Genomic DNA, 21,789 nt, shown 5'->3' with positions numbered 1-21,789 from the left:
GGTCTTCAGGAATACCTTATGGCTTCCGGCTGACCGAAGGAGGAGTAATCCCGTGGCAGACCGCACACCCCCGCTCCGCGTCGAGGAGCTGCGCGTCCTCGTGGAGGGCGGCGAGATCGACACGGTCGTCCTGGCCTTCCCCGATATGCAGGGCAGACTCCAGGGAAAGCGGTTCGCCGCACGGTTCTTCCTTGACGACGTCCTGGAGCACGGCACCGAGGGCTGCAACTACCTCCTCGCCGTCGACACCGAGATGAACACCGTCGACGGATACGCCATGTCCTCCTGGGACCGCGGCTACGGCGACTTCGCGATGCGCCCCGACCTCTCCACCCTTCGACGCGTCCCCTGGAACGACGGCACGGCCATGGTCATCGCCGACCTCACCTGGAACGACGGCACACCCGTCGTCGCCTCGCCCCGCCAGATCCTCCGCCGCCAGCTGGAGCGCCTCACCGGACATGGCTACACCGCGTACGCCGGTACCGAGCTGGAGTTCATCGTCTTCAAGGACACCTATGAGCAGGCCTGGGACAGCCACTACCGCGGACTGACCCCCGTCAACCAGTACAACGTCGACTACTCCGTCCTCGGCACCGGCCGGGTGGAACCGCTGCTGCGCCGGATCCGCAAGGAAATGGCCGCGGCCGGGCTGACCGTCGAGTCCGCCAAGGGCGAGTGCAACCCCGGCCAGCACGAGATCACCTTCAAGTACGACGAAGCCCTCGTCACCTGCGACCAGCACGCCATCTACAAGAACGGCGCCAAAGAGATCGCCTCCCAGGAGGGTGTCTCACTCACCTTCATGGCCAAGTACAACGAGCGCGAGGGCAACTCCTGCCATATCCATCTCTCGCTCCAGGACGAGCACGGCACCAATGTCATGGCCGGCGACGGACCCGGCGGGATGTCGCCCGTGATGCGCCACTTCCTGGCGGGCCAGCTCGCCGCGCTCCGTGACTTCTCCCTGCTGTACGCGCCCACCATCAACGCCTACAAGCGCTTCCAGCCGGGATCCTTCGCCCCCACCGCCGTCGCCTGGGGCTATGACAACCGCACCTGTTCGCTGCGTGTGGTCGGCCACGGCCGGTCCCTGCGCTTCGAGAACCGGCTCCCCGGCGGCGACGTCAACCCGCATCTCGCCGTCGCGGGCCTGGTCGCCGCTGGTCTGTACGGCATCGAGAACGAGCTGGAACTCCCCGAACCCTGCGCGGGCAACGCCTACACATCCACCTACGAACAGGTCCCGACCACCCTGCGCGAAGCCGCCGAGCTCTGGGAGAACAGCCCCATCGCCCGCGCGGCCTTCGGCGACGAGGTCGTGGCGCACTACCGCAACATGGCGCGCGTCGAGGTCGAAGCCTTCGACGCCGCGGTGACCGACTGGGAGCTTCGCCGCTCCTTCGAACGCCTGTGAGGAACGACGTGCACGAACACCACGCCGCCGGACATCAGATCCTCGACCCCGCCACCGGCGAGACCATCGCCACGGTCGCCGCGACGACCGCGGCGGGGGTCGACACGGCGGTACGCCGGGCCGCGACGGCCCAACGCGGCTGGGCGGCTACCGCCCCCGCCGACCGCGCACGGCTGCTGCGCCGCTTCGCCGTCGTCGTCGACGAACACAACGAGGAGCTGGCCAGGCTGGAGGTCCGCGAGGCGGGGCACACCCTCGGCAACGCGCGCTGGGAGGCGGCCAATGTCCGTGATCTCCTGGACTACAGCGCCGGGGGAGTGGAGCGGCTGACCGGCCGGCAGATCCCGGTCGCCGGCGGACTCGACATCACCCTCCTGGAACCGCTCGGTGTCGTCGGCGTGATCGCCCCGTGGAACTTCCCCATGCCGATCGCCGCCTGGGGTACCGCCCCCGCGCTCGCGGCGGGCAACGCCGTGCTGCTCAAGCCCGCCGAGACCACCCCGCTCACCGCGCTCCGACTGGCCGAACTCGCCCTGGAAGCAGGGCTCCCCGAGCATCTTTTCCAGGTGCTGCCCGGAGCGGGGGACATCGCCGGCAACGCGCTGGTCGAGCACCCGGGCGTCGCCAAGATCGTCTTCACCGGATCCACCCGCGTCGGCAAGCAGATCATGGCGAAGGGCAGCGCACTGCTGAAGCGCGTGACCCTCGAACTCGGCGGCAAGAGCCCCAATATCGTCTTCGCCGACTCCGATCTGGAACAGGCCGCCGCGACCGCCCCCATGGCCTTCCTCGACAACTCCGGACAGGACTGCTGCGCCCGCACCCGCATCCTCGTCCAGCGCGAGGTCCACGACCGGTTCCTGGAACTGCTCGCCCCCGCGATCGAGTCGGTCGTCGTCGGCGACCCGTCCGACGAGAAGACCCAGATGGGCCCGCTGATCTCGGCCGTCCAACTGGAGCGCGTACGGTCGTACGTCCCCGACGGCGCGAAGGGCATCCGGGGCACCGCGCCTGAGGGACCCGGGTTCTGGTTCCCGCCGACCGTCCTCACCGATGCCGCCGCCGACTCGCCCGTCGCCACCGAGGAAGTCTTCGGCCCGGTCGCGGTCGTCCTGCCCTTCGAGGACGAGGAAGACGCCGTCCGGCTCGCCAACGCCACCGACTACGGGCTCGCCGGGTCGATCTGGACCCGCGACGTGGGCCGCGCCCTGCGGGTCTCGCGCGCCGTCGCCGCGGGCAATCTCTCCGTCAATTCGCACAGCGCCGTCCGGTACGGGACACCGTTCGGCGGCTACAAACAGTCCGGACTCGGCCGAGAACTGGGCCCCGATGCCCTGGCCGCCTTCACCGAAACCAAGAACGTCTTCATCAGCACGGAGGCCTGAGCCATCATGACCGCCCCCACCAATGACACCATCTGCCGCCGACTGGTCGGCCGCACCGCCGTGATCACCGGAGCCGGCAGCGGCATCGGCCTGGCCACCGCCCGCCGACTCGCCGCCGAGGGCGCGCATGTCGTCTGCGGCGATATCGACGAGACCGCGGGCAAGGCCGCGGCCGAACAGGTCGGCGGCACCTTCGTACGTGTCGACGTCACCAACGCCGACGAGGTCGACGCCCTGTTCAGGATCGCCCACGAGACCTACGGCAGCGTCGATATCGCCTTCAACAACGCCGGCATCTCGCCCCCCGAGGACGACTCGATCCTCACCACCGGCCTGGACGCCTGGCGCAAGGTCCAGGAGGTCAACCTCACCTCCGTGTATCTGTGCTGTAAGGCGGCCATCCCCTATATGCGACGGCAGGGCCGGGGCTCGATCATCAACACCGCCTCCTTCGTGGCGCGCATGGGCGCGGCGACCTCCCAGATCTCCTACACCGCGTCCAAGGGCGGGGTGCTCGCGATGTCCCGTGAGCTGGGCGTGCAGTTCGCCCGCGAGGGGATCCGGGTGAACGCTCTGTGCCCGGGGCCCGTCAACACCCCTCTGTTGCAGGAGCTGTTCGCCAAGGACCCCGAGCGCGCCGCGCGCCGGCTCGTGCACATTCCGGTCGGCCGGTTCGCCGAGGCCGACGAGATCGCGGCGGCGGTCGCCTTCCTCGCCAGTGACGACTCCTCGTTCGTGAACGCCACGGACTTCCTGGTCGACGGCGGTATCTCGGGGGCCTATGTGACGCCTCTCTAGGACGGGACGCCAGTCACCTCCGTGGGGGCATGGGTATGACGACCCCGCCGGGCACACCAGGCCGCTCGGCGGGGGCGTACCGGCCGACGGCGGGGTCGTAAGCGGCGGCCGGGGGCATCCGCCCGATCGGAGAGGTCCCGGGGGGCAGCTCCATCGGCCCCTGACTCGCGCCCTCACAGCGGCACCCTCAGAGGAACGTGCGGCCCTCACCCCGGTACGTCGGCACGGCCGCCACCACCCGGTCGCCCTCGATCAGTCGCAAGGTGTCGAAGCGCTCGCACAGCTCACCCGCCTTGGCATGCCGGAACCACACCTTGTCGCCGATCAGCAGATCGTCGGCGGCCGGCCCGAGCAGCGGGGTCTGCACCTCTCCGGCCCCCTCCTGCCCGTCGTAGCGCAGCCCTTCGGGCAGATACGGCACGGGCAGCCGGTCCGCCCCCGGCGCCCCCGATGCCGGATAGCCGCCGCCGAGGACGGTCACCACTCCGACACCCGGCCTGCGCACCACGGGCTGGGCGAAGAGCGCCGCCGGACGGCCCGTGAACGATGTGTAGTTGTCAAAGAGCCGTGGAACATAGAGCCCCGAGCCCGCGGCGATCTCCGTCACCGCTTCCTCGGCCGCCGTGTGCTGGACGCTGCCCGTGCCGCCGCCATTGACGAACTCCAGCTCCGGCGCGACGGCCCGCACCGCGCGCACCACCGCCGCGCGCCGCTCCGCCAGCTCCTTGCGGGCGGCGGACTGCATCAGCCGGATCGCACGCGACCGCAGCGGCCGTCCTGCCAGGGCGTCCCCTACCCCGGCCACATGTCCCTCGTATGCCATGAGCCCGACCAGCCGGAATCCGGGGCGTCGGGCTATCGATCTGGCGAGCTCGGCCAGTTGGGCCGGCTCGCGCAGCGGGGAGCGCAGTGCACCAATCCTGACCCGCCCGCCGAACAGCCGCAAGGCCGTGTCCAGTTCAAGACAGATCCGGAATTCCTCACGTCCGCCGTTCCGCGCCGCGTCGATGAGGTCCAGCTGGGCCGGGTCGTCGATCATCAGGGTGACGGCGGCGGCGAGCTTGGGATCGGCGGCCAGCTCCGCGCAGGCGGCGCGGTCCGCCGACGGATAGGCGAGGAGTACGTCCTCGAACCCGGCCCGCGCCAGCCACAGGGACTCGGCCAGCGTGAAGGACATGATCCCCGCGAAACCGTCGCGCCCCAAGACACGTTCCAGCAGCGCGCGGCAGCGCACCGACTTGCTCGCCACCCGGATCGGCTTGCCCGCCGCCCGCCGGACGAGATCGTCCGCGTTGGCGTCGAACGCTTCGAGATCGACGAGGGCGAGCGGGGCGTCGAGATGAGCGGTGGCGCGGTCGTACCGTGCCCGGTCAGTGGCGCGCGGAGTCATGGAGCGAGCTTGCCAGACGGGATTACCGCACGGTAGGGGGATGATCTGGGCAGATCACCACGGGCCTTCGCGGTCGTTCCCGCCAGGTCCGTTCCACCCCGTAGAGTGACGCACACGCCGCGTCGAACGGGCCTGTTCCGTATGGCGATCGGTATGCGGTGGGACCGGTCTGTACAGGTGGCACAGGGGGACGGATGAGTACCGAAGCGCGACGCGCTCCCGTACCGCCCCGCCCGGCGACACCACCGCCCGGGCCGGAGACCGAGGCGTCCAAGGCCGGGCAGGACACGTCGGCCGACGCCCCGCGCCCGCCGCGATCACGCATCTCGGACGCCCTGCTGCCCCCGCCGGAGCCGGTGCGGATTCCACCACCACCGCCGTCCGGACCCCCCGCCGCACCCGCTGCCAAGTCCCCGGCCCCGGCGGCGAACTCGGCCCCGGCGGCGAACCCGGCCCCGCGCACGGCCGTCCCGCCGGTGCCGACGAAAGCCCCGGTGCCGACGACAGCTCCGGCCCCGACGACCGCCCTGGCCCCGACGGAAGCCCCGCTCCCGACGACAGTCCAGGCCCCGACGAAAGTCCCGACGAAACCCCCGGCTCTGCCCGTCGGCACGGCCCCGGCGCCCGTGGAGATCACCACCCGCCTCCGGCCGGTGCCCCCGGCCCCCGCCGCAGCGGTGCCGCGCGTGCCGCCCCCGCCTTCCGTGCCACCCGCGCCGCCCGCGCCGCCCCTGTTCCCCCGGCCGCCCCTGCGCCCGCCCGGGGCCATGCCCGCGCCGCCGCCGTACCCCTGGCCCGGGCAGCGTCCCGAGACGCCCCAGGAGACCACCACCCGGCTGCGCCCCGTGCCCTCACGGCACCATCCCATCCGGGTCGCCGCCGCCCTGGCCTGCGTCGTGCTCGGGCTCGGGCTGATCGGCGGCGCCGCCACCGGGAGCTGGCTGACCGGAGACTCGGCCGCGGAACCCGCCGCACGGAGCACCTTCGCCGCCGCGCGCGGCCTCTGGCACAACGTGCCCGTCGACACCCTCTTCCCCCGCACCCTTGTGGGGGACGGCGCCGGGCCCGGCGGAGCGGACCGTGAGTGGACGAGGATCGGCGTCGCACCCGACAGCGGCTGTGCCGGCACCCTCGACCCGCTGCTGCTCGGAACGCTGCGCCCGGTCGGCTGCACGCGCGTGCTGCGTGCCACCTACGTTGACGCCACGTCCACCAACGTCACCACCGTCGGTCTGGTCTTCACCCAGGCCGACGCCCTCGCCATGGACACTCTGCGCACCCGCTTCCGCGACGAGCGCCTTGACGAACGCGCCGATCTGATGCCCCGCACCTTCCCCGTCAAGGGCACTGTCGCGGGTGGGTTCGGTGACGCCCAGCGCGCGAGCTGGACGGTGAACGTGCTCACCGAGGCACCCGTCGTCGTGTTCGCCGTCTCCGGCTTCGCCGACGGACGGACGGTCACCGCTCCCCAGCCCGTCGACAAGGCCATGGCCAAGGGCGCCACGACCGCGCCCGCGCAGTCCGGTCTCGGCCACGAGGCCAAGGGCATCGCGGACCGCATAGAACGAGAGCTGCGCAAGACCGTCAGCGCCCGAACGGCGACCCCTCAATGACCCCGACGCCGTCGCGGACCTCCGCGCCCCCCGCAAACCCCTCGTCTTCCGGCCGGCAGCCCCGCCGTCGCCGCCTCGCCGCCGCCTTCGCCGCCGCGTCCGTCCTGCTGCTCGTCCCCGCCCCTCCGGCGCACGCCGACGCGATCCGGGCGCAGCAGTGGGCCCTCGACGCCATGAACACAGAGGAAGCGTGGCGCACCGCGCAGGGCAGGGGCATCACCGTCGCCGTGCTGGACACCGGCGTCGATGCCACCCATCCCGACCTGGAGGGCCAAGTGTTGCCCGGCCGGGATCTGATCGGCTTCGGGGCGCGCAGCGGCGATCGCGCCTGGGCCCGTCACGGCACCGCCATGGCCGGCATCATCGCCGGACACGGCCATGGCCCCAACCGCGGGGACGGGGTCCTCGGGATCGCGCCCGAGGCGAAGATCCTCCCGGTCCGCGTCATCCTCGAAGGCACCGATCCCGCCCGCGCCAAGGCCCGTTCCTCCAAGGGCGGCGCCCTCGCCGAAGGCATCCGCTGGGCCGCCGACCAGGGCGCCGACGTCATCAACCTCTCCCTCGGCGACGACAGCGAGTCCGCCCATCCGGAACCGGGTGAGGACGCGGCCGTCCAGTACGCCCTGGCCAAGGGCGCCGTCATCGTCGCCTCGGCGGGCAACGGCGGCGAGAAGGGCGACCATGTCTCGTACCCCGCGGCCTATCCCGGGGTGATCGCGGTGACGGCCGTCGACGAGTACGGGACGCGCGCCGCGTTCTCCACCCGCCGCTGGTACGCCACCGTCAGCGCGCCGGGCGTCAATGTGGTCATCGCCGATCCTGACCGCCGCTACTACGAGGGCTGGGGCACCAGCGCCGCCGCCGCGTTCGTCTCCGGCGCCGTCGCGCTCGTACGCTCCGCCCACCCCGATCTCACCCCGGCGCAGATCAAGAAGCTCCTCGCGGACACCGCGCGCGACGCGCCGAAGGACGGCCATGACGACGCCCGCGGTCACGGTCTCGTCGATCCCGCCGCCGCGATCAAGGCCGGGGCGAAGCTGTCCCGTACGGATCTGAAGAGCGAGGCCGCGGCCGCCGACGGGTACGACAAGCGGTACTTCGGCAGCGGCCCCGACGCCCCGCGCGCGGACGCGGAACCCGCCGCCTGGCTCGCCCCCGCGGTGGGCGGGGCCGGGGCCCTGCTGCTGGCCTGCGCGGTCCTGCTGTGGCGCGGCGGCCTCAGACGAACCGGCGTACGGCGCTGACGGCCGCCTCCTCGACCCGCGCGATGCCCGCGTCCTTCTCCGTATGCCCGTCGGACAGCACGGCGACCAGACAGTTCCGTACCCGCCCGACCGAGTGGACGACCCACAGACCGCTGTCGCTCCGCGGCAGCCAGCCGTTCTTCAGCGCCCAGTCGTTGTCCGTGGCCGCCGCGGAGATGCCCCAGTCCTGTCCGGGCACCACCCGCCCCATCAGCCCCGCCAGATAGCGACGCGACTTCCCGTCAAGCCCGCGCCTCCCGTCAATGCCGCGACTCCCGTCAAGCCCGGGCCTCCCGTCAGGACTGGCGGGCGCCGTCGAATCCGCGTCGGCGAACACCGCCTTCAACAGCGTCAGTTGATCGCGCGTGGTGGTGCGGGTGAGCCCCCAGGCGGGCGCCGCCGACGTCCGGGTCATCCCGAGCCTGGCGTGCGCCGCGTCCAGTCCCGCCACGCCCCCGGCCGCCGCCCGCAGCGTCGTCGCCGCCTCGTTGTCACTGCGCTCGATCATGGCCGCGGCGAGGCGTTCCTCGTCGGCAGTCAGCCACCGCCCCGAGTCCCGCGTCCGCAGCAGCAGCGCCGCGCAGACCGCGACCTTGACCACGCTGGCGGTGACATACGTCCGGTCCTCGCCGGACGCCCACTCGCCCCCGCCGGCCAGGTCGTACACCGCGACCGAAAGATCCACCCGACGACGGTACGTCCCGCCACGCCCTCTACGCTCGTCCCGTGGCCCTCAAGAACATCCCCGACTCCGGTTTCTCCGACGACGACGGCACCGCCGCTCCCGAGCTGACGGCCGCCCTCGCCGCCTGGGCCGGGGACCGGTCGGCCGAGCCGCGCGTCCTGGCGGCGCTCAAGGCCGCCCGGCTGCTGGTTCCCGTGGTCGCCGTGCTCGGTGAGACGGAGGAGGACGAGGAGAGCGGCCTGCGGCGCGAGAAGACCAGCGACATGGCCGTACCGACCCTCCGGGCGGGCGACCGCCGCGCGCTGCCCGCGTTCACCTCCGTCGCGGCGCTGGCCCGCTGGAATCCGGAGGCCAGGCCCGTCGCCGTACCGCTGCACCAGGCGCTCCAGGCCGCCGCGCACGAGCGGGCGGACACGGTCGTGATCGATCTCGCGGGCCCCGTCCCGTACCAGCTCACCGGCCCCGCCCTGCTCGCTCTCGCCGAGGGCCGTACCAGCACCGATCCGCTCGACGATCCCGCCGTCGGCGCGGCGGTACGGTCCGCCGTCGCCGCGGAGCCGGCGGTGCTCCGCGCGCATCTCGGCCCCGGCAGCGCGGACGGCACCCTCGCGCTCGTGCTGGACCCGGCCGCGCGTCCGGCCGAGGCCGCCCGCAGGATCGCCGAGGCCCTGGCGGCGGATGACGTACTGAGGGCCCGCCTCGTACGCGGACTCGACCTGGCCGTGCTGCCGGCCGAGGCCGCACCACCGGGCGAGCCTCTTTTCGTACGCGCCTGAAGCTCGTACGCGCCTGAAGCCGTACGCGCCTGAACCGACGGAGCCGGATCAGCAACCGACGGAGCCGGATCAGCCGTAGACCGGCCCCGTGTACTTCTCGCCGGGGCCCTTCCCCGGCTCGTCCGGTACGAGCGACGCCTCGCGGAACGCCAGCTGGAGCGACTTCAGCCCGTCACGCAGCGGAGCCGCGTGGAAGGAGCTGATCTCCGTCGCGCTCGCGTCCATCAGCCCGGCCAGCGCGTGGACCAGCTTGCGCGCCTCGTCAAGGTCCTTGTGCTCGTCGCCCTCCTCGGTCAGACCGAGCTTGACGGCGGCCGCGCTCATCAGATTCACGGCGACCGTGACGATCACCTCGACGGCGGGCACTTCCGCGATGTCGCGGGCCATGGCGTCATAGCCGGGGGTTTCCTGGGGGGAGGTCGCGTCGCTCATGCCCCACACGATAGGCGTACGCCCGAGTGGCCCCGGCCGCGGGAGCGGAGCGGTACGCGGGGTTCGCACGACCCCCGGGGAGCTGCTAACCTTGTGTAACGACCGGTCGGACACGTGCGTGCCCGGCCCACAAGTGGAGGCTCCGATCTCCCACCTGGCCGCTCCTCAGGGGCGGCGGGTCACCGGTCAGGTGGTGCCCATCGTTCCGTACGGACGATGGAACCGCCCGATGCGCCCCGTGGCATACGCGCGGCGGTGCTCCGGTATTCGAGGAGCTCCTGCCTGTGTGCCGTCCGGGGCATTTTTGATGTTCCGCCGCGGTTGGTCTGCATACACAGACGTTACGCGGCTGTCTGCCAGGCAGTCGTGTGGTGCTACCGAGGAGGATCCATCAGCGCCGAGCCCCGCATCAACGACCGGATTCGCGTTCCCGAAGTGCGACTTGTCGGTCCCAGTGGCGAGCAGGTGGGCATTGTCCCGCTCGCCAAGGCCCTAGAGCTTGCGCAGGAGTACGACCTGGACCTGGTCGAGGTCGCGGCGAACGCCCGTCCGCCCGTGTGCAAGCTCATGGACTACGGGAAGTTCAAGTACGAGTCGGCCATGAAGGCCCGTGAGGCGCGCAAGAACCAGGCGCACACGGTCATCAAGGAGATGAAGCTCCGGCCGAAGATCGACCCGCACGACTATGACACCAAGAAGGGTCATGTCGTCCGGTTCCTCAAGCAGGGTGACAAGGTCAAGATCACGATCATGTTCCGTGGTCGTGAGCAGTCCCGCCCCGAGCTGGGCTTCCGACTGCTCCAGCGTCTCGCCTCGGATGTCGAGGAACTCGGCTTCATCGAGTCGAACCCGAAGCAGGACGGCCGGAACATGATCATGGTTCTTGGCCCGCACAAGAAGAAGACCGAGGCCATGGCCGAGGCCCGTGAGGCGCAGGCCGCCCGCAAGGCGGAGCGCCAGGGGTACCCGACCGAGGAATCCGCGGACACCGCGGCCGAGGCTCCGGCCGAGGCATCTTCCGAAGCGTGATCCGGGGGGCGCCGACAGGCGGCGCCTCGGATCCGGTCCGGACCCGAACCACACACAGAGATATGACGCTCCCGAGCGTCGGCCGACCGGCCGGCTGGGAGCGCCACTGACGAGGAGAGAGCGGCGCCATGCCGAAGAACAAGACGCACAGCGGTGCAAAGAAGCGCTTCCGCGTGACCGGCTCGGGCAAGGTGCTCCGGCAGCGTGCCGGCCGTCGCCACTACCTGGAGCACAAGCCCTCGACGCTGACGCGCCGCCTCGCCGGCACCGTCGAGCTCGCGCCGGGCGACGCCGCCAAGGCGAAGAAGCTTCTCGGCCTGTAGTCCGCGCGTCCCGCCGCGGCGCGGGACCAGGACATCCACAGGGACCATGCCGTTCTTGGGTCACGTCACCACCCGTGACCCAGCTACAAGGAGTTAACACGTGGCACGCGTCAAGCGGGCAGTCAACGCCCACAAGAAGCGCCGGGCAATCCTCGAGGCGGCCAGCGGTTACCGCGGCCAGCGCTCGCGTCTGTACCGGAAGGCGAAGGAGCAGGTCACCCACTCCCTCGTTTACAACTACAACGACCGCAAGAAGCGCAAGGGCGACTTCCGTCAGCTGTGGATCCAGCGGATCAACGCCGCTGCCCGCGCCAACGGCATCACCTACAACCGCTTCATCCAGGGTCTGAAGGCCGCCAACGTCGAGGTGGACCGCAAGATCCTCGCCGAGCTGGCCGTCAATGACTCCAGCGCGTTCGCCGCGCTCGTCGAGGTCGCCCAGAAGGCCCTCCCGAGCGACGTCAACGCTCCGAAGGCCGCCGCCTGATCCCGTCAGGCCGCCGTACTTCCCGCCGGACCCGCAGGCATCGCGCCTGCGGGTCCGGCGCGTTACGCCGCGTTCCCGCGCGTCCGTACGTCCTCCACACCCGCGTCCGCACCCGTACGTCCTCATACGAGAAGTGAGAACCGCCGTCCATGGGCACCCCCGAGCTGATCTCCCCGCGTTCCCCGCGCGTCACGGCCGCCAGGAGACTCGCCAAGCGCGCCTTCCGCGGCAAGGAACGCCGGTTCATCGCCGAGGGGCCGCAGGCCGTACGGGAAGCGGTGGCCCATCGCGGTGACGGCGGGGAGCCCACGCTCAGCGAGCTGTTCACCACCGTCGAGGCCGCCGAGCGGTACGCCGACATCGTCGACGCCGCCCGTGCCACCGGGGCCCGGGTGCACTTCGCGCCCGACGCCGTGCTCGCCGAGGTGTCCCAGACCGTCACCCCGCAGGGGCTGCTGGGGGTGTGCCGGTTCCTCGACTCGCCCTTCGAGGAGATCCTGCGCGCCAGGCCCCGGCTCGTCGCCGTACTGGCGCATGTCCGCGACCCCGGGAACGCCGGTACGGTGCTGCGCTGCGCCGACGCGGCGGGCGCCGACGCCGTCGTCCTCACCGACGCCTCCGTCGATCTCTACAACCCCAAATCGGTCCGGGCGTCCGTCGGCTCGCTCTTCCATCTGCCGGTCGCCGTCGGTGTCCCTGTCGAACAGGCCGTCCAAGGGCTCCGGGACGTGGGCGTACGGATCCTCGCCGCCGACGGCGCGGGCGACAACGACCTGGACGACGAGCTGGACGCGGGCACCATGGGCGGGCCCACCGCCTGGATCTTCGGCAACGAGGCCTGGGGGCTGCCGGCCGAGACCCGCGCCCTCGCGGACGCGGTGGTACGGGTGCCGATCCACGGAAAGGCGGAGAGCCTGAACCTCGCGACGGCCGCGGCCGTATGTCTCTACGCCTCGGCGCGCGCCCAGCGCGTGCGCGGTACGTGCTGAGGGGGTCCCGCTCCGTCACGTTCAGCTAGTACTGTTGCGCTTTCTGGGGCCCACTGAGCTACACGGAAGAGGTGGGATGCGGGGATGAGTGTCGGGGCGAGCGGACCCGCCGCGGTCCAGGGAGCCTTACCGCCCCCGTACGGGACCGGCGCGGGTGAGCCGCCCGGGCCGGACGAGCGGACCGGTATGGATGAACGGATCGGCGCGGGCGACTGGGGGATGCACCCCGACGAACTGCCCGACGGGCTGGTGGTCGCCGACGAGACCGGCCGGGTGATCTGCTTCAACGCCGCCGCGGCCCGGATCACCGCCGTCCCGTGCGCCGACGCCCTCGGCCGCTCGCTGGAACGGGCGCTGCCGCTGGAGGACCTGAAGGGCCGCCGCTGGTGGGCGCTGACCGATCCGTACGGCGGCCTCGCCACCCGGGTCGGCCAGCCCGAGCGCAATCTGCTGCTGCCGGGCGGCCGGGAGGTCCTGGTCTCCGCCCGCTACGTACGCGCGTACCCGACCGGGCCCGTACGCCGGCTGGTCATCTCCATCCGGGGCACGGAGGCGCGCCGCCGCACCGAACTGAGCCATGCCGAACTGATCGCGACCGTCGCCCATGAGCTGCGCTCCCCGCTCACCTCCGTGAAGGGGTTCACGGCGACGCTGCTCGCCAAGTGGGAGCGCTTCACCGATGACCAGAAGCGGCTGATGCTGGAGACCGTCGACGCCGACGCCAATCGGGTCACCCGGCTGATCGCGGAGCTGCTGGACATCTCCCGGATCGATTCGGGCCGGCTGGAGGTGCGCCGGCAGCCGGTGGACATCGGCGCGGCCGTCGGACGCCATGTCCAGTCGCACACCGCCGCGGGCCAGTCGCCGGACCGGTTCCTCGTACGGATAGAGCAGCCGCTGCCCGATCTGTGGGCGGATCCCGACAAAATCGATCAGGTGCTCGGCAATCTGCTGGAAAACGCGGTGCGCCACGGCGAGGGAACCGTCACCATTGAAGTGGCCGCCGTGACGCTCAGGCACGCGGAGCGGCCGGAAACCGAGACGGAGACAGAGAAGGGAACGGCCGTCACCGTGTGCGACGAGGGTCCCGGCATCCCCGAGGAGTCGATGGGCCGTGTCTTCACCCGCTTCTGGCGGGGGAGCAAGCGCGGCGGGACCGGCCTGGGCCTGTATATCGTCAAGGGCATCGTCGAGGCGCACGGCGGGACGATCACCGTCGGCCGCGGACCCGGCGGCGGTGCCGAGTTCCGATTTATCCTGCCCGTCGGCGCTCCGGCCTACCTGTCCTGAGCGGCCCACGGGCTTCCTCACCTTCGTACGACCTTTAGACTCGACTTTTGGCACCTTCACGCCTTCGCGCGCCCCAGTGATCGAGCAGGGTCGTTTCGCCAGCCAAACGGAAGTACGGAAGAGATGTCGGCACCCAACAAGTCGTACGACCCAGTCGAGGTCGAGGCACTGAAACCGGAAGAGATCGAGCGGATGCGGGACGCGGCGCTCGCCGCCTTCGCCGCCGCCGGTGATCTCGACGCGCTCGCCCACTCGAAGACCGCGCACACCGGGGGCACCTCGCCGCTCGCCCTCGCCAACCGCGAGATCGGCGCCCTGCCCCCGCAGGCCAAGGCCGAGGCGGGCAAGCGCGTGGGCCAGGCCCGCGGCGCCGTCAGCAAGGCCCTGGCCGCCCGCCAGAGCGAGCTGGAGGCCGAGCGGGACGCCCGGGTGCTGGTCGAGGAGGCGGTGGATGTCACGCTGCCGCACGACCGCACCCCGCCCGGCGCCCGCCACCCGCTGACCAGCTTCATGGAGCGGGTCGCGGACGTCTTCGTGGCCATGGGCTACGAGGTCGCCGAGGGCCCCGAGGCCGAGGCGGAGTGGTTCAACTTCGACGCGCTCAACTTCGTGCCCGACCACCCGGCGCGGCAGATGCAGGACACCTTCTTCGTCCAGGGCCCCAAGGGCACAGAGGGCGACGAGTCGGGTGTGGTGCTCCGTACCCACACCTCGCCGGTCCAGGCGCGTGCCCTGCTCGACCGTGAGCCGCCCGTGTACATCGTCTGCCCGGGGCGGGTCTACCGCACCGACGAGCTGGACGCCACGCACACCCCGGTCTTCCACCAGATCGAGCTGCTCGCCGTTGACGAGGGCCTGACCATGGCCGACCTCAAGGGCACCCTGGACCACATGGTCCAGGCGCTCTTCGGCGCGGACATGAAGACCCGGCTCCGCCCGAACTTCTTCCCCTTCACCGAGCCGTCCGCCGAGATGGACATGGTCTGTTACGTGTGCCGGGGCGCCTCGGTCGGCAACCCCGACCGCCCCTGCCGTACCTGTGGCAGCGAGGGATGGATCGAGCTGGGCGGCTGCGGCATGGTCAACCCCAAGGTGCTCGTCGCCTGCGGTGTCGACCCCGAGAAGTACAGCGGATTCGCCTTCGGGTTCGGGATCGAACGGATGCTGATGTTCCGCCACAACGTCGAAGACATGCGAGACATGGTCGAGGGTGACGTCCGGTTCACCCGGCCGTTCGGGATGGAGATCTGATGCGCGTCCCGCTTTCCTGGCTGCGGGAGTACGTCGACCTGCCGGCGACGGAGACCGGCCGTGACGTCCAGGCCAAGCTCGTCTCCGCCGGTCTGGAGGTCGAGACCGTCGAGCAGCTCGGCGCCGGCCTCAAGGGCCCCCTCGTCGTCGGCAAGGTGCTCACGATCGAGGAGCTGGAGGGCTTCAAGAAGCCCATCCGCTTCTGCACGGTGGATGTCGGCACGGCCAACGGCACCGGCGAGCCGCAGGAGATCGTCTGCGGCGCCCGGAACTTCTCCGTCGGCGACAAGGTCGTCGTGGTCCTCCCCGGCGCGGTCCTTCCTGGCGACTTCGCGATCGCGGCGCGCAAGACGTACGGCAAGACCTCCCACGGCATGATCTGCTCCGGCGACGAGCTGGGCATGGGCGATGACGGCTCGGGCGGCATCATCGTGCTCCCGCCCGAGCATGAGGCCGGCACCGACGCCATCGCGCTCCTGGAGCTGGTGGACGAGGTCCTGGACATCGCCGTCACGCCCGACCGCGGCTACTGCCTCTCGCTGCGCGGAGTCGCCCGCGAGACCGCCATCGCGTACGGACTCACCCTGCGTGACCCCGCGCTGCTCGACGTGCCCGCGCCCAACTCGTACGGCCACCCGGTGAAGATCGCCGACCCGAGGGGCTGCGACCGCTTCACCGCCCGTACGGTCACCGGCCTCGACCCGGAGGCGCACAGCCCCATCTGGCTGCGCCGCCGGCTCCAGAAGGCCGGGATGCGGCCGATCTCGCTCGCGGTCGACATCACCAACTACGTGATGCTGGAGCTCGGCCAGCCGCTGCACGCGTACGACAGCACCCGGCTGGAGGGCGCGATCGGCGTCCGCCGTGCCCACGCGGGCGAGAAGATCACCACGCTCGACGGTGTCCAGCGGGTACTGGACGCCCAGGACCTGGTCATCACCGACGACCGCGGGCCCATCGGCCTCGCGGGAGTGATGGGCGGCGCGAACACCGAGATCGCCGACACCACGATCCATCCGGAGACCGGCGAGGCCCAGGGCACCACCGATGTGGTGATCGAGGCCGCGCACTTCGACGCGATCTCCATCGCCCGTACCGCGCGCCGCCACAAGCTGGCCTCCGAGGCGTCCAAGCGCTTCGAGCGCGGGGTCGACCCGCAGGCCGCGGCCGCCGCCGCGCAGCGGACCGTCGACCTGCTGGTGCTGCTCGCGGGCGGCTCCGCCGGGGCCGGGGTCACCGAAGTCATCGCGCCCTCCGCGCCGCACACCATCGTGATGCCCGCCGACCACCCCGACCGGGTCGCCGGTGTCGCGTACGGCCGGGAGATCGTCGTACGGCGGCTCCAGCAGATCGGCTGCGACGTCTACGGCCAGGACGAGCTGGTCGTCACCGTGCCGTCCTGGCGGCCCGACCTCGGCGCGCCCAACGACCTCGCCGAGGAGGTCATCCGGCTGGAGGGGTACGAGAACCTTCCCTCGACGCTGCCCACCCCGCCGTCCGGCCGCGGGCTCACCGAGCGCCAGCGGCTGCACCGCCGCGTCGGCCGCGCCCTGGCCGGCGCCGGTTATGTCGAGGCGCTGAACTACCCGTTCCTCGGCGACGCGGCGTTCGACGCCCTCGGGCTGCCCGCCGACGACGACCGGCGCCGTACGGTCACGCTCGTCAACCCGCTCTCCGACGAGGAGCCCGCGCTGCGCACCACGCTGCTGCCGGGCCTGCTCACGGCGCTGCGGCGCAATGACGGCCGCGGGTCGCACGATCTGGCGCTCTTCGAGACCGGGCTGGTCTTCCTGCCCACCGGCCACGAGTCCGTGCCGGTACGGCTGCCCGTCGACCGGCGGCCGACCGACGAGGAAGTGGCCGCGCTCGACGCCGCGCTGCCGCGCCAGCCGCGGTACGCCGCCGTCGTGCTGGCCGGGGCGCGCGAGCAGGCCGGCTGGTGGGGCAAGGGACGCCCGGCGGATTGGGCGGACGCCGTCGAGGCGGCCCGTACCGTCGCCCGGGAGGCCGGCGCCGAACTGACCGTACGGTCCGGACGGTACGAGCCGTGGCACCCCGGCCGCTGCGCGGCGCTGTTCGCCGCTGTGGACGGCGAGGAGACGCTGCTCGGCCACGCCGGTGAGCTGCATCCGCGCGTCGTGAAGGCGCTCGGGCTGCCGGAGCGCACCTGCGCCATGGAGATCGATCTCGATCTGCTGGAGCGCGCGGGCGACGGCGTGATCAAGGCGCCGCGAATTTCCACCTATCCGGTGGCCACGCAGGATGTCGCGCTTATCGTACCGAGCGAGGTCCCGGCCGCCGAGGTCGAGCGGGCGCTGCGCGAGGGCGCGGGGGACCTCCTTGAGTCCCTGCGGCTGTTCGACGTGTTCGTCGGCGAGCAGATCGGCGAGGGACACAAGTCGCTTGCCTACGCCCTGCGTTTCCGCGCCGCGGACCGCACACTGACGGTCGACGAGGCCACGGCGGCCCGTGACACGGCCGTCGCGCTTGCCGCCGAACGGACCGGGGCGGTCCTGCGCGGCGCGTGACCACCCTGCCGTGCGCCGTCGTTGTACTGGCTCTCGGCCCTTGAGGGGCGCATCCGGATCATCGGATGCGCCCCTCACTCATTCGGGTGAGAAGTCCTGGCGTGTCACGTCATGGGGCTTCCGTGATCGACACAATCGATCCGGCCGAGACGGTCGACGTACGCCCCACGGCTTAGCGGCCGGACGGCCGAGGGAGGCCGACGGATGAACCGGACCAAGGCAACAGAGGACGCGCAGGCGGAAGCGCCGGCCTCCTGGGGCCTTGTCGAATGCGCGCTCCCGGGCGGTCTGCTCACAGCGGTGATCACCTGGGAGCTGACCCGCCCGGCGGCGGACCGCGACGACCTGCTCTCGCGCATCGTGAACTGCGTTGTCTTCCTGCTGGTGGTGGCGTATCTGCTGATCCGCGTGCGGCGGCGGGCGGCCCGGGAGCTGCGCGAGGTCAAGGCCGTGGCGCGGGCCGCCCAGGAGGTGCTGATCCGGACTCTGCCGCCCCGGCTGGACGGGCTCGCGCTCTCCGCACGCCAGCTCTCCGCCTCGCGCGGCGCCGATGTCGGCGGCGATCTGTACGAGGCGGTGGCCACGGCCCATGGGGTGCGGGTCGTCATCGGGGATGTGCGCGGCCATGGGCTGCCCGCTATCGGCGCGGTGGCCGCGGTCCTCGGCAGTTTCCGGGAGGCCGCCCACGACGAGGCCGGACTCGACGGTGTCCTGCGCCGGCTCGACCGGGCCCACCAGCGCCATCTGCGGGAACTGGCGCGCCAGGAGCCGCCCGCCGCCCCGGGCCAGGAGCTGGACTCCCTGTCGGCGGAGGAGTTCGTCACCGTACTGCTGCTGGAGATCGGGGCCGACGCGGAGGTACGGGCCCTCAACTGCGGCCATCCCTGGCCCTATCGGCTCGGCAGGGGCGCCGCGCGGCTGGCCTCCGGTGAACCGCTGCCGCCGCTGGGCGCCTTTCCGCTGCCCGCCGATCTGCTGCCGTACCAGTGCGGTCCGCTGCTGCCCGGCGAGGCGCTGTTCCTGCACACCGACGGGGCCGAGGACGCCCGGGACTCGGCGGGGCGGTTCTTCGCTCTGGAGGAAGCGCTCGCGGAGGCCGCGGCTGGCCCGCCCCTGGCACCCGCCGCCGTGGTGCGCCAGGTCCACGCGGCGTTACTGCGGCACACCGGCGGGCGGATCACCGATGACATGGCGCTGCTCGTGCTGCGCAACGACCGCCCACCGGTGGGCGATTCCTCGCGCGTGCCGACGCAGCCCGGCGGACCGGGCCTGTGCCGTACGTGGGTTCCCGCGCGAGAACCCACCAGTCACGCGCCCGGCCCGGGATGACCCGGCGAACCACCCCCGCCGAACGAACCCTGTCGGAAGGCCCGTTGGAAGGCCCCGACGGCTGCCTCCGGCCGGGAAGCGCCGACGGCTGCCCCCGGCCGAGAAGCGCCGACGGCTGCCCCCGGCCGGGAAGCGCCGACGGCTGCCCCCGGCCGCCCCTGTCTCGTACACGCGCCGTCCGCTCCGCCGCGGAGTGTCGGGCAGGTCGGCAGGGCGGACGGCGCGGTTGCGGGCCACCGCACTGTACGAGGGGGAGCCGGTGGCCCGGCGCCTCTTTTGCGAGGCGATTCAGTCAACCGGTCCCGAGTTTCCGGCGGCAGGGTGCACGGGGCGCGGATTCGGGCATTACGTTCACACCCCGTGCGTTTCCCGTTCCACTACGCTGGTTCGGCCGAGCCACCGGAGGGGCACTCATGCACCCCAATTCTCTGCTCGATTCCCTGCTCGACGAGGCGGGTATCTCCCACGCCGGTCTCGCCGCCAGGGTCAACCAGGCGGGCCGGGCCAGAGGCCTGGCCCTGCGCTACGAACACACCGCCGTCTCACGGTGGCTGAAGGGGCAGCGGCCGCGCGGCCAAGTGCCCGACCTGATCTGCGCGGTGCTGAGCGAGCGGCTGCACCGCTCGCTCACGCTGGACGACATCGGGCTCGGGGTGACGGGGGAGTCACTGCTCCCGCACGGCACTCCGCTCTCCGGTTTCGTGGAGCGGGCGACCGCGCTGTGGCGCTCCGACGAACAGCAACGTCCGCACATAGTGGGCGCCCCCACCGTCACCGGCACGCCCGCCGTGATGCCCGTCTGGGAGTGGGAGAACCCTCCCGAGGACGCCGATGTCTCCCGCAGTGGTCGCAACAAGGTCGGCCCGGCCGACATCAAACTGCTGCGGTCGGCCAGGGCGCACTACGAGCTGATGTACCGGCGGGCGGGTGGAGTCGCCACCCGCGCGCGGATCGTCCGCTTCCTCAACGCGGAGACCGCCCCGCTGCTGCGCGGCGGGTACAGCGACGCGCTGGGCCGCCAACTGCACCGCGCCACCGGCGGTCTGGTCGCGGTGGCGGGTATCTGCGCCTATGACTCGGACGCCCATGGGCTCGCCCAGCGCTACTTCCACCAGGCGCTGCGGCTGGCCAAGGCGAGCGGGGACCGGGGCCTCGGCGCGTATGTGATCGCGCTGCTGGTCAATCAGTCGCTGCACATGGGGGAGTACCGCCAGGCCGTCGCCTTCGCCGAGGCGGCGCTGCGCACGGCCGGGCGCCAGATCACCCCGGCGCTCGCCACGGATCTGTACGCGATGCAGGCCAAGTCGTATGCGCATCTTGGCGACGGCAGCGGGGCGCTCGGCTGTATCCGGCGTGCGGAGACGGAGGCGGAGCGCATCCGGCCGGGCCACGAACCGGACGAGACGGGCTACGTACAGCCGGGCCTGGTGAACGTACAGGTGGCGGAGGCGCTGCTCAGCCTCGGTGATCTGGCCGCCGCACGGGCGCACGCGGCGGCGGCCGTGGACACCCCGGCGCACGATCGCGGCCGGGTCCACCGGCTCGCGATGCTCAGCCATATCGAGTTGCGGCAGGGCGAGGCCGACCGCGCCGCCAGAACAGCGGCCGAAATGGCCGAGCGCGCCAGGGGGATGGAGTCCCAGCGCCTGCGAGACCGGTTGCGCGCCGTACGGGAACAGCTGGTGGCCAGCGGATCCACGGACGCCGAGGAGACGGCGGAACTCATCGAAGGCGCGCTGCGCGTTCCTCTGTGAGCCCCTTTATGAGCCCCCAGCACGTTCCCGTTCGCCGAGACTGCTGCTGCGATATTGCCATCAACTTGTCGGAAGGTGGCAGAAACGTGCAGTGGACGAAACTTAGCGAACAGACCGTGTACGAGAACCGCTGGTTCCGGGTCAATCTCGCGGACGTCAAACTCCCCGACGGCCGGCATCTGGACCACTTCCTCATCCGGCTCCGCCCCGTCGCCGTGGCGACGGCGGTCAACTCCGCCAACGAGGTGCTGATGCTCTGGCGGCACCGCTTCATCACCGACAGCTGGGGCTGGGAGCTGGCCGCGGGGGTCGTCGAGGACGGCGAGGACATCGAGACCGCGGCCGCCAGGGAGATGGAGGAGGAGACCGGGTGGCGCCCGGGACCGCTCCGGCATCTGCTCACGGTCGAGCCGTCCAACGGTCTGACCGACGCCAGGCACCATCTCTACTGGGCGGAGGACGCCACCTACATCGGCCATCCCGAGGACGACTTCGAGTCCTCGCGCCGGGAGTGGATCCCGCTGAAGCTGGTGCCTGACATGATCGCCCGGGGCGAGATCCCGGCCGCCAATATGACGGCCGGGCTGCTGATGCTCCATCACCTGAGGCTCGGCTGAGCCCTGGTCCGGCTGGGGCGTGTCTTCGAAGTCCCGCCTGCCCGGCGGCGTCCGGCACGCACGCTCGCGGCGTTGTCGGGATCTCCCCAGTACGTCCAGTACTGGGGAGACCCTCCGCCTTGCGATCGCACGCACCGGACGCCGCCGGGCCCGCCCTTCAGGCGGACGGCGCTACTTTGAAGACACGCCCTATCGGCCCAGGGCCTGCCAGACCGCCACCGCCAGCGCTCCGAGCGAGCAGAGCGCCGCCACGGCGGGCAGCGGCCACCTGGCGTGCTCCAGGGCCGCGACGCGCGCGGCCAGATCGGTCACATCCTTGTCGGTCTGGTCGTTGCGCTGGGCCAGTAACGCGAGCCTGCCGTCGGTCCTGGCGAGACCGACGTCGAGGCTGCGCCGTAACTCGGCGCACTCTTCGCCGACCACGGAATGGTCAGAGGGGGTGGTCACGAATC

General features: G+C 71.7%; 20 protein-coding genes. 16 read left to right on the top strand and 4 right to left on the bottom strand.

Features of this window, described 5'->3' with window-relative positions; all coding sequences use genetic code 11:
* Positions 1-52 precede the first annotated feature (52 nt).
* Genes ACFRMN_RS28175 through ACFRMN_RS28165 form a run of 3 tightly spaced genes read left to right on the top strand, consistent with a single transcriptional unit; the run spans position 53 to position 3,600 of the window.
* Positions 53-1,417, top strand: a complete 1,365-nt coding sequence (locus tag ACFRMN_RS28175; protein WP_383024306.1) for a glutamine synthetase family protein — start codon at positions 53-55, stop codon at positions 1,415-1,417.
* A gap of 8 nt (positions 1,418-1,425) precedes the next feature.
* Positions 1,426-2,802: an aldehyde dehydrogenase family protein gene (locus ACFRMN_RS28170; RefSeq protein ID WP_383024303.1), complete on the top strand. Its 1,377-nt coding sequence runs from the start codon at positions 1,426-1,428 to the stop codon at positions 2,800-2,802.
* Between the two features lie 6 nt (positions 2,803-2,808).
* Positions 2,809-3,600 carry a 3-oxoacyl-ACP reductase gene (locus ACFRMN_RS28165; RefSeq protein WP_383024300.1) on the top strand — a complete coding sequence of 264 codons (792 nt, stop codon included), beginning with the start codon at positions 2,809-2,811 and terminating at the stop codon, positions 3,598-3,600.
* A gap of 187 nt (positions 3,601-3,787) precedes the next feature.
* Here ACFRMN_RS28165 and ACFRMN_RS28160 read toward each other — a convergent pair whose 3' ends face one another.
* Entirely contained in the window at positions 3,788-4,990 is a 1,203-nt protein-coding gene (locus ACFRMN_RS28160; protein WP_383024298.1) for an amino acid deaminase/aldolase, read from the bottom strand.
* 194 nt (positions 4,991-5,184) lie between these two features.
* On the opposite strand from ACFRMN_RS28160, the gene ACFRMN_RS28155 reads away from it, so the two are divergent.
* Both ACFRMN_RS28155 and mycP read left to right on the top strand, forming a co-directional pair.
* Complete coding sequence (locus ACFRMN_RS28155) at positions 5,185-6,603, top strand: hypothetical protein (protein ID WP_383024295.1); 1,419 nt, start codon at positions 5,185-5,187, stop codon at positions 6,601-6,603.
* Positions 6,600-7,847, top strand: a complete 1,248-nt coding sequence (gene mycP, locus ACFRMN_RS28150) for a type VII secretion-associated serine protease mycosin (protein ID WP_383024292.1) — start codon at positions 6,600-6,602, stop codon at positions 7,845-7,847. The genes ACFRMN_RS28155 and mycP overlap by 4 nt, the downstream gene beginning before the upstream one ends.
* On the opposite strand, the gene ACFRMN_RS28145 is transcribed toward mycP, so the two are convergent.
* A complete protein-coding gene (locus ACFRMN_RS28145; protein ID WP_383024289.1) occupies positions 7,822-8,532 on the bottom strand; it encodes a serine hydrolase in 711 nt (236 codons plus the stop codon). The genes mycP and ACFRMN_RS28145 overlap by 26 nt on opposite strands.
* Positions 8,533-8,573: 41 nt before the next feature.
* On the opposite strand from ACFRMN_RS28145, the gene ACFRMN_RS28140 reads away from it, so the two are divergent.
* Entirely contained in the window at positions 8,574-9,308 is a 735-nt protein-coding gene (locus ACFRMN_RS28140; RefSeq protein ID WP_383024286.1) for an SseB family protein, read from the top strand.
* 69 nt (positions 9,309-9,377) lie between these two features.
* Here the strand turns inward: ACFRMN_RS28140 and ACFRMN_RS28135 are convergent, their stop codons facing one another.
* Positions 9,378-9,740, bottom strand: coding sequence for a DUF1844 domain-containing protein (locus ACFRMN_RS28135; RefSeq protein ID WP_030355335.1), 363 nt, complete (start codon positions 9,738-9,740; stop codon positions 9,378-9,380).
* A 366-nt stretch (positions 9,741-10,106) separates the two neighbouring features.
* On the opposite strand from ACFRMN_RS28135, the gene infC reads away from it, so the two are divergent.
* The 10 genes from infC to ACFRMN_RS28085 all read left to right on the top strand — a co-directional run bounded on the left by infC (position 10,107) and on the right by ACFRMN_RS28085 (position 21,337).
* Complete coding sequence (gene infC, locus ACFRMN_RS28130) at positions 10,107-10,769, top strand: translation initiation factor IF-3 (protein WP_129772651.1); 663 nt, start codon at positions 10,107-10,109, stop codon at positions 10,767-10,769.
* A 128-nt stretch (positions 10,770-10,897) separates the two neighbouring features.
* Positions 10,898-11,092: a 50S ribosomal protein L35 gene (gene rpmI / locus ACFRMN_RS28125; protein WP_030355333.1), complete on the top strand. Its 195-nt coding sequence runs from the start codon at positions 10,898-10,900 to the stop codon at positions 11,090-11,092.
* A gap of 100 nt (positions 11,093-11,192) precedes the next feature.
* Complete coding sequence (gene rplT / locus ACFRMN_RS28120) at positions 11,193-11,579, top strand: 50S ribosomal protein L20 (protein ID WP_030355332.1); 387 nt, start codon at positions 11,193-11,195, stop codon at positions 11,577-11,579.
* A 149-nt stretch (positions 11,580-11,728) separates the two neighbouring features.
* Positions 11,729-12,568, top strand: a complete 840-nt coding sequence (locus ACFRMN_RS28115; protein ID WP_383024282.1) for a TrmH family RNA methyltransferase — start codon at positions 11,729-11,731, stop codon at positions 12,566-12,568.
* A gap of 84 nt (positions 12,569-12,652) precedes the next feature.
* Positions 12,653-13,858, top strand: coding sequence for an ATP-binding protein (locus ACFRMN_RS28110; RefSeq protein WP_383024280.1), 1,206 nt, complete (start codon positions 12,653-12,655; stop codon positions 13,856-13,858).
* Positions 13,859-13,981: 123 nt separating this feature from the next.
* Positions 13,982-15,109: a phenylalanine--tRNA ligase subunit alpha gene (gene pheS, locus ACFRMN_RS28105; protein ID WP_383024277.1), complete on the top strand. Its 1,128-nt coding sequence runs from the start codon at positions 13,982-13,984 to the stop codon at positions 15,107-15,109.
* Positions 15,109-17,637, top strand: a complete 2,529-nt coding sequence (pheT, locus tag ACFRMN_RS28100) for a phenylalanine--tRNA ligase subunit beta (protein WP_383024274.1) — start codon at positions 15,109-15,111, stop codon at positions 17,635-17,637. Before pheS ends, pheT begins: the two co-directional genes overlap by 1 nt.
* 204 nt (positions 17,638-17,841) lie before the next feature.
* Positions 17,842-18,966, top strand: a complete 1,125-nt coding sequence (locus ACFRMN_RS28095) for a PP2C family protein-serine/threonine phosphatase (protein ID WP_383024272.1) — start codon at positions 17,842-17,844, stop codon at positions 18,964-18,966.
* A 413-nt stretch (positions 18,967-19,379) separates the two neighbouring features.
* A complete protein-coding gene (locus ACFRMN_RS28090; RefSeq protein ID WP_383024269.1) occupies positions 19,380-20,720 on the top strand; it encodes a transcriptional regulator in 1,341 nt (446 codons plus the stop codon).
* A gap of 86 nt (positions 20,721-20,806) precedes the next feature.
* A complete protein-coding gene (locus ACFRMN_RS28085) occupies positions 20,807-21,337 on the top strand; it encodes an NUDIX hydrolase (RefSeq protein ID WP_249951113.1) in 531 nt (176 codons plus the stop codon).
* Between the two features lie 189 nt (positions 21,338-21,526).
* Here the strand turns inward: ACFRMN_RS28085 and ACFRMN_RS28080 are convergent, their stop codons facing one another.
* Complete coding sequence (locus ACFRMN_RS28080; protein ID WP_383024267.1) at positions 21,527-21,784, bottom strand: hypothetical protein; 258 nt, start codon at positions 21,782-21,784, stop codon at positions 21,527-21,529.
* Positions 21,785-21,789 lie beyond the last annotated feature (5 nt).

This window comes from Streptomyces sp. NPDC056835, assembly GCF_042789485.1.
Taxonomy (GTDB): domain Bacteria; phylum Actinomycetota; class Actinomycetes; order Streptomycetales; family Streptomycetaceae; genus Streptomyces.
This window is presented reverse-complemented; position numbering and strand designations above follow the sequence as displayed.

Coding starts and splice junctions, on each gene's coding strand:
- ACFRMN_RS28165 (WP_383024300.1), top strand. CDS start 2,809: ATGACCGCCCCCACCAATGACACCATCTGCCGCCGACTGGTCGGCCGC.
- ACFRMN_RS28160 (WP_383024298.1), bottom strand. CDS start 4,990: ATGACTCCGCGCGCCACTGACCGGGCACGGTACGACCGCGCCACCGCT.
- ACFRMN_RS28155 (WP_383024295.1), top strand. CDS start 5,185: ATGAGTACCGAAGCGCGACGCGCTCCCGTACCGCCCCGCCCGGCGACA.
- mycP (WP_383024292.1), top strand. CDS start 6,600: ATGACCCCGACGCCGTCGCGGACCTCCGCGCCCCCCGCAAACCCCTCG.
- ACFRMN_RS28135 (WP_030355335.1), bottom strand. CDS start 9,740: ATGAGCGACGCGACCTCCCCCCAGGAAACCCCCGGCTATGACGCCATG.
- rpmI (WP_030355333.1), top strand. CDS start 10,898: ATGCCGAAGAACAAGACGCACAGCGGTGCAAAGAAGCGCTTCCGCGTG.
- ACFRMN_RS28115 (WP_383024282.1), top strand. CDS start 11,729: ATGGGCACCCCCGAGCTGATCTCCCCGCGTTCCCCGCGCGTCACGGCC.
- ACFRMN_RS28110 (WP_383024280.1), top strand. CDS start 12,653: ATGAGTGTCGGGGCGAGCGGACCCGCCGCGGTCCAGGGAGCCTTACCG.
- pheS (WP_383024277.1), top strand. CDS start 13,982: ATGTCGGCACCCAACAAGTCGTACGACCCAGTCGAGGTCGAGGCACTG.
- pheT (WP_383024274.1), top strand. CDS start 15,109: ATGCGCGTCCCGCTTTCCTGGCTGCGGGAGTACGTCGACCTGCCGGCG.
- ACFRMN_RS28095 (WP_383024272.1), top strand. CDS start 17,842: ATGAACCGGACCAAGGCAACAGAGGACGCGCAGGCGGAAGCGCCGGCC.
- ACFRMN_RS28090 (WP_383024269.1), top strand. CDS start 19,380: ATGCACCCCAATTCTCTGCTCGATTCCCTGCTCGACGAGGCGGGTATC.